Source organism: Neisseria sp. HMSC067H09 (assembly GCF_001814135.1).
GTDB lineage: Bacteria > Pseudomonadota > Gammaproteobacteria > Burkholderiales > Neisseriaceae > Neisseria.
The window spans coordinates 1-5,669 of record NZ_KV814843.1; the positions used below are offsets into that span (position 1 = coordinate 1).

Consider the following 5,669-nt stretch of genomic DNA (forward strand, 5'->3'; position numbering starts at 1 on the left):
ATTTTAGTAACCTATGTTATTGCAAAGGTCTCAGGCTAAGTGTGTCTGTTGCCGCCTAAAAGGTGGCCCGGATGCCTTATGTATGAGGTATCCGGGGAGGATTAAGGGGGTATTTGGGTAAAATTAGGAGTGATTTGGGGCGAAAACAGCCGAAAACCTGTGTTTGGGTTTCGGCTGTTGGGGGAAAAGGAATTTTGCAAAGGTCTCTATATCATTAATACAGCCAAAAACCGACATAGGTCAAACAACAAGATGAAAAACCGATACAGGCCGTCTGAAAAAACAGCCTGCAAAAACGGAAATCAATGATCGCTCGCTTCGGCCGCGCCTACCCCCGTCATCGAACGGACGTACTGCGCGTCAAAACCCGCCTTGTCGCAGCCGGCCTGTTCCGATTTGTCGGCCAGCGACACCAGCCAGGCCACGATAAAGGCCAGCGGGATGGTAAACAGCGCGGGATTACCGTAGGGGAAGACGGGTTTGTCGTGATGCAGCACACTCACCCACACGGTCGGCCCTAGCACAATCAGCACCAGCGCACCGAGCAGCCCCGCAAAACCGCCCGCAATCGCCCCGCGCGTGGTCAGCCCCTTCCAAAACATACTGAGCATCAGCACGGGGAAATTGGCCGATGCCGCCAACGCGAAAGCCAACCCGACCATAAAGGCCACATTCTGATTCTCAAAGGCCATCCCGAACACAATCGCCGCAATGCCCAAAGCCAGCGTGGCCGCCTTGGAAACCCGCATCTCTTCGTGCTGCGTGGCCTTGCCCTTGCGGATGACCGAAGCGTACAAATCATGGCTTACCGCCGATGCGCCCGACAGCGTCAGCCCCGCCACCACCGCCAGAATCGTGGCGAAGGCAACGGCCGAAATAAAGCCCAGCAGCAAATCGCCGCCCGTAGCCCCGGCCAAGTGCACCGCCGCCATATTCGTGCCGCCCACCATTTCATACACGCTTTTGCCTTCTTTGAAAACCTGCGTGAAAAACTGCGGGTTGTCGCGGCTCAGGAAAATAATCGCGCCAAAGCCGATGATGATCGTCAGCAGGTAGAAATAACCGATAAGCCCCGTAGCCACCACCACCGACTTGCGTGCTTCTCGCGCATCAGGCACGGTGAAAAAGCGCATCAGAATGTGCGGCAGCCCGGCCGTGCCGAACATCAGTGCGAAACCGAGCGACAGCGCGTCCACCGGGTTTTTGACCAACCCGCCGGGCGACATGATTGCCTCGCCCTTTTCATGCGCCGATACGGCCTGGCCGAACATGGTTTCCAGATTGAACCCCGCATGTTGCAACACAAAAAACGCCATCAGCGTCGCCCCGCCCAGCAGCAACACCGCCTTAATCATCTGAACCCATGTCGTTGCCAGCATCCCGCCGAACAGCACATAGGCCACCATCAGCACGCCCACCAGTATCACGGCGGAAAGGTAGCTCATGCCGAACAAAAGCTGAATCAGCTTGCCCGCACCCACCACCTGCGCGATTAAATAAAGAATCACCACCAAAAGCGAACCTGCGGCAGAAAACACCCTCACCGGCGTTTGTTTCAGGCGGTAGGCGGCCACATCCGAAAACGTGTACCGTCCCAGATTACGCAGCCGCTCAGCCACCAAAAACAGCACAACAGGCCAGCCGACCAAAAAGCCCGTGGAATAAATCAGCCCGTCGTAGCCGCTGGTAAACACCATTGCCGAAATGCCGAGAAAAGACGCGGCGGACATATAGTCGCCCGCAATCGCCAGCCCGTTCTGCGTGCCGGAAATCCCGCCGCCGCCCGTATAGAAATCCTTGGCCGAACGGTTTTGCCGTGCCGCCCACTTGGTAATCAGCAGCGTGCTGCCGACAAAGACGAAAAACATCACGATGGCCGTCCAATTGGTCGCCTGCCGCTGCACGTCACCCGTCAGCGCGTCCGCATACGCCGCATTCGCAAATATCGGCGAAATGAAATATAATATTGTTTTTATGTATATTTTTTTCATCGGAATTTCCTTAATGGTTGAAACTGAGCCCTTTGGGGCAGTAGAATCTGGATTTTTTGTAACAACAGGCGTTATCCCTTTCCAATCGGACAGGTACATGAAGCTGTGCCTTATGCATGTTCCTGTACGTTAGTACAGGATGCATCCCCCTGAACTTCACGTACCACCTCCCGCGTGGTTTTTTCGAAATAGCCGTTGGCCAACCACACATACGCCAGTGTAATAAGGAAGGAAAATACAATAACGGCGATGCCGGCGTAGATGCCCCAAGTGGTAACGCCTCCTTCGGAAACTTTGCGTCCCAAAAGGTCGGGGCGCGTGCCGATGATCCAGATGAAGGCCGTGTAAACGGAAAACATTACTGCCGAAAACGACCAGCCCAGCAACGACTTCTGCCGCGCCATTTTTTGGAATTTCGGATTATTCAGGATTTCAGCCGTTAATCTGGCCTCTTCCGTAGATGATTTGCCCATCGGTTTGCTCCTTATGTAGGGGTTATTTAATTGCGAAGCGGCAGCCCGCCGAGATATTAAATGTCCAAGCCGCACCCGATGCCAATCGCAAATTCTGATTAAGCCTATCCGGACTACCTATGGCTTGATTCAATTTAATGAATATTAAAGAAAAAATTTTAAAAACGATATTTTTGGCGCGGTAATTGCAAATTTGGATAAGGATTATCAAAAAGGTTGATGCCTAATAAGGCCGAAGTAATTCGGTTTCTGAGTAGTTAATTGATTTTAAATAAGAAAATTCAAACAAATGCACAGATAAACATGGGCAAAACAGACAGAACGCTGCCCTCTATCTGTAGAAAAAAGAAGAATATATGGATATCAATCAATTGCGCGCCTTTATCACTGTGGCGCATACGCAAAATCTGACACAGGCCGCCGAAAGGCTGTTTTTGTCGCAACCGGCCGTTTCCGCCCAAATCAAGGCCATAGAAAGCGACGTCGGTACGCCGCTTTTCATCCGCACCAGCAACGGTATGCAGCTTACCCGCGCAGGCGAAGTGCTGCTGCCCGAAGCCGAAGCCCTGATGCAGCACAAGCACCGTTTGGAAAAGTTTGCCGAAACGCTGTCGGAACACTTCGTCTCCCATGCGCAGCTCGGCCTGATCCACCCCATAGCATCACACAAGGTAACCGAACTGACCCGCCTGATCCAACAGCGCAGTCCCGATGTGCAACTTCACATCCAATACGGTATGAGCGGCGAAATTTTGGAACGCCTGACCGCAAAGCGGCTGCACGGCGGTTTTTTCCTCGGCAACATAGAAGGACGCAGCCTGCAATGCCGTTTCCTGCAAAACATCGCCTACGCCTTGATTTGCCCGGATGGGGAAGAAGATAAGTTGCGGCGCGGTTTGCCCAAAAGCCTGAATGACTACACTTGGATAGAGATGTCCGGCATATCCGGCAGCCACAAAAACCTACAGCAGTTCTGGCACCGCCACAAGCTGTCGCCCAAAAAGCAGATCATCTGCGATTATCCTCAAACCATTATCGACTTGGTCGCCGATGGTGCGGGACTGGCCATGGTACCCAAACATACCGCCAAAGCCGCCCGCACACAAGGCAAACCCGTCGCCCTGATAGATGAATTCGAACAAAGCCTGCCGCTGCATTTCGTTTATCTGGACGAATATGGCACCGACCACGCCCTATTGTTGCTGCTGGATTGTGTGTTGGAAGTTTGGCAGGCCGAAATCGGCAAAGCCTGACCAACCCCTTTATCCATCCCGTCAGAAACACCCGCCCCTTCACAAATGTTCTTCTGCAAGGGCGGCGGTCTGCCTTATGTCTTCCTCCGGCAATGTGGTTAGTCTGCCGGTTAGAATTTTCAACAATACTCCATAGGCGGGCAGGAAAAACAGGGTGCAAACAGCCAGTTTGAACAGATAATCAACAAAGGCGATATGCGGCCAATTGGCAGCCATAAATTTGTCGCCGCTGCCGGCAAAGGCTATGCCGAAAAAAAGTAAAGTGTCGATTGCATTGCCGGCAAACATTGATGAAAAAGGGGCAATCCACCACGATTTCAGGCGGCGCAGCCGGTTGAACACGAAAATATCCAATATCTGTCCGACCGCATAAGCCGAAAAACTGGCGACGGCGATACGGAACACAGACGGTATGAATACGGCCAAAGAGGCAAAACCGACCCATGTGCCGTTTTGGAACAAGACGGATAATGCGTAAGACAGCGCCAGAGCGGGAAACATGACGAAAAATACTATCCTCCGCGCCAGCCGCTGCCCGAAAATCCGAACGGTCAAATCGGTAGCCAAAAAGATAAACGGAAAGGTCAGCGCGCCCCAAGTGGAATGTACTTCAAATCCGTTGGGCAGGGTTACGGTGAAGGGGAATTGCACCAAATAATTGCTTGAGGCAATAATGAGCATATGGAACAATACCAGCCAAAACAGCGCATGCCGTTGCTGGGCATAAGAGAAGCCGTTGTCTTGCATAGGAATCCTTGATTTTTGTTTAAATATTTGAAATTAGAAGGCGGTAAAATGGAAAATACTTGGCTTTATTGGGCATTGGCTTCTGCTTTCTTTGCCGCTTTGACGGCTGTTTTTGCCAAAGCCGGCTTGCAGGACATCGATTCGGATTTTGCCACCTTTATCCGCACATTGGTTATTTTGGCTGCCTTGGCGGCATTTTTGAGTTATGCGGGCAAATGGCAGGGCGTGACCGATTTTTCCGCGCGCAATTGGACGTTCCTGATATTGTCGGGTTTGGCCACAGGCGCATCTTGGCTGGCTTATTTTAAGGCCTTGCAGATGGGCGAGGCCTCAAAGGTCGCGCCTGTGGATAAATTCAGTATCGTGCTGGTGGCGTTATTCGCAGTGGTGTTGAAGGAATGGCCGTCTTCCCAGGAATGGCTGGGCATTGGGCTGATTGCCACCGGCGTGCTGACTTTGGCCGAGACCTTTGCAAAAAAGCACTTCCCCCGACAGCTGAAACCCAAACACAGGTTTTCGGCTGTTTTCGCCCCAAATCACTCCTAATTTTACCCAAATACCCCCTTAATCCTCCCCGGATACCTCATAATAAGGCATCCGGACCGCCTTTTAGGCGGCAACAGGCACACTTAGCCTGTTAGCGGCTTTCAACAGGTTCAAACACATCACCTTCAGATGGCTTTGCGCACTCACTTTAATCAGCCCGAAATAGGCTGCCCGGGCGTAGCGGAATTTGCGGTGCAGCGTACCGAAGCTTTGTTCGATTGCTGTCATTTGAAGAGAAAAAGTAGCAAGGTAAACAAAACTTGGTAGCCGGTACAGAAAAATTCCAGCCATGGTTTGCCAGGCCGGTGTACTAGGGTTCGTGTTGGAAAAATTTTTACTCAAGTTTGGGCCACATTTATTTTTTTCACGAAGTGTTCTACTACGGTCTGCATAAAAATAAAAAGATGAAGGACTGGTCTGCAAAGAATTATTTATCATTGGAGGAAGAGACTCTGAAAAATATGAGCGATATATGAAGATTTCGGAAAAATTTTTCTTGGGAGGTAAAACTTTTATTGTTTTGCCTCCCGAATTTTTTGAAATTATAGATTTGGGAAAAGTGGAGCTATGATATGTCCTAGAGATTGCTTTTTTTGTTTAAAGCGCATACTTATATTTATATATACTGAGACCTTTGCAAAAAAGCCTTTCCCCCAACA

Annotated in this window: 4 protein-coding genes and 2 pseudogenes; 2 read left to right on the forward strand and 4 right to left on the reverse strand. The window is 50.9% G+C overall.

All coding sequences use genetic code 11. The features are described 5' to 3' along the window. Positions 1 to 302 precede the first annotated feature (302 nt). Both HMPREF2954_RS00200 and HMPREF2954_RS00205 read right to left on the reverse strand, forming a co-directional pair. Positions 303 to 1,991 carry a cation acetate symporter gene (locus tag HMPREF2954_RS00200; RefSeq protein ID WP_045075230.1) on the reverse strand — a complete coding sequence of 563 codons (1,689 nt, stop codon included), beginning with the start codon at positions 1,989 to 1,991 and terminating at the stop codon, positions 303 to 305. A 110-nt stretch (positions 1,992 to 2,101) separates the two neighbouring features. Beyond that, a complete protein-coding gene (locus tag HMPREF2954_RS00205; RefSeq protein ID WP_045075228.1) occupies positions 2,102 to 2,464 on the reverse strand; it encodes a DUF485 domain-containing protein in 363 nt (120 codons plus the stop codon). 356 nt (positions 2,465 to 2,820) lie between these two features. On the opposite strand from HMPREF2954_RS00205, the gene HMPREF2954_RS00210 reads away from it, so the two are divergent. Then, positions 2,821 to 3,717 (forward strand): LysR family transcriptional regulator, encoded by an 897-nt coding sequence (locus HMPREF2954_RS00210; RefSeq protein WP_003755169.1) that lies wholly within the window; start codon positions 2,821 to 2,823, stop codon positions 3,715 to 3,717. 39 nt (positions 3,718 to 3,756) lie between these two features. Here the strand turns inward: HMPREF2954_RS00210 and HMPREF2954_RS00215 are convergent, their stop codons facing one another. Further along, the gene (locus HMPREF2954_RS00215; RefSeq protein WP_003755171.1) at positions 3,757 to 4,464 is read right to left on the reverse strand and encodes a 7-cyano-7-deazaguanine/7-aminomethyl-7-deazaguanine transporter; all 708 of its coding nucleotides are present in this window, start codon (positions 4,462 to 4,464) and stop codon (positions 3,757 to 3,759) included. 48 nt (positions 4,465 to 4,512) lie between these two features. Here HMPREF2954_RS00215 and HMPREF2954_RS00220 point away from each other — a divergent pair. Continuing rightward, positions 4,513 to 4,926 (forward strand): annotated as a pseudogene (locus HMPREF2954_RS00220) (EamA family transporter); the annotation flags it as partial. 147 nt (positions 4,927 to 5,073) lie between these two features. Here HMPREF2954_RS00220 and HMPREF2954_RS13360 read toward each other — a convergent pair. Next, a pseudogene (locus HMPREF2954_RS13360) lies at positions 5,074 to 5,229 on the reverse strand (IS5/IS1182 family transposase); the annotation flags it as partial. Positions 5,230 to 5,669: the final 440 nt, after the last annotated feature.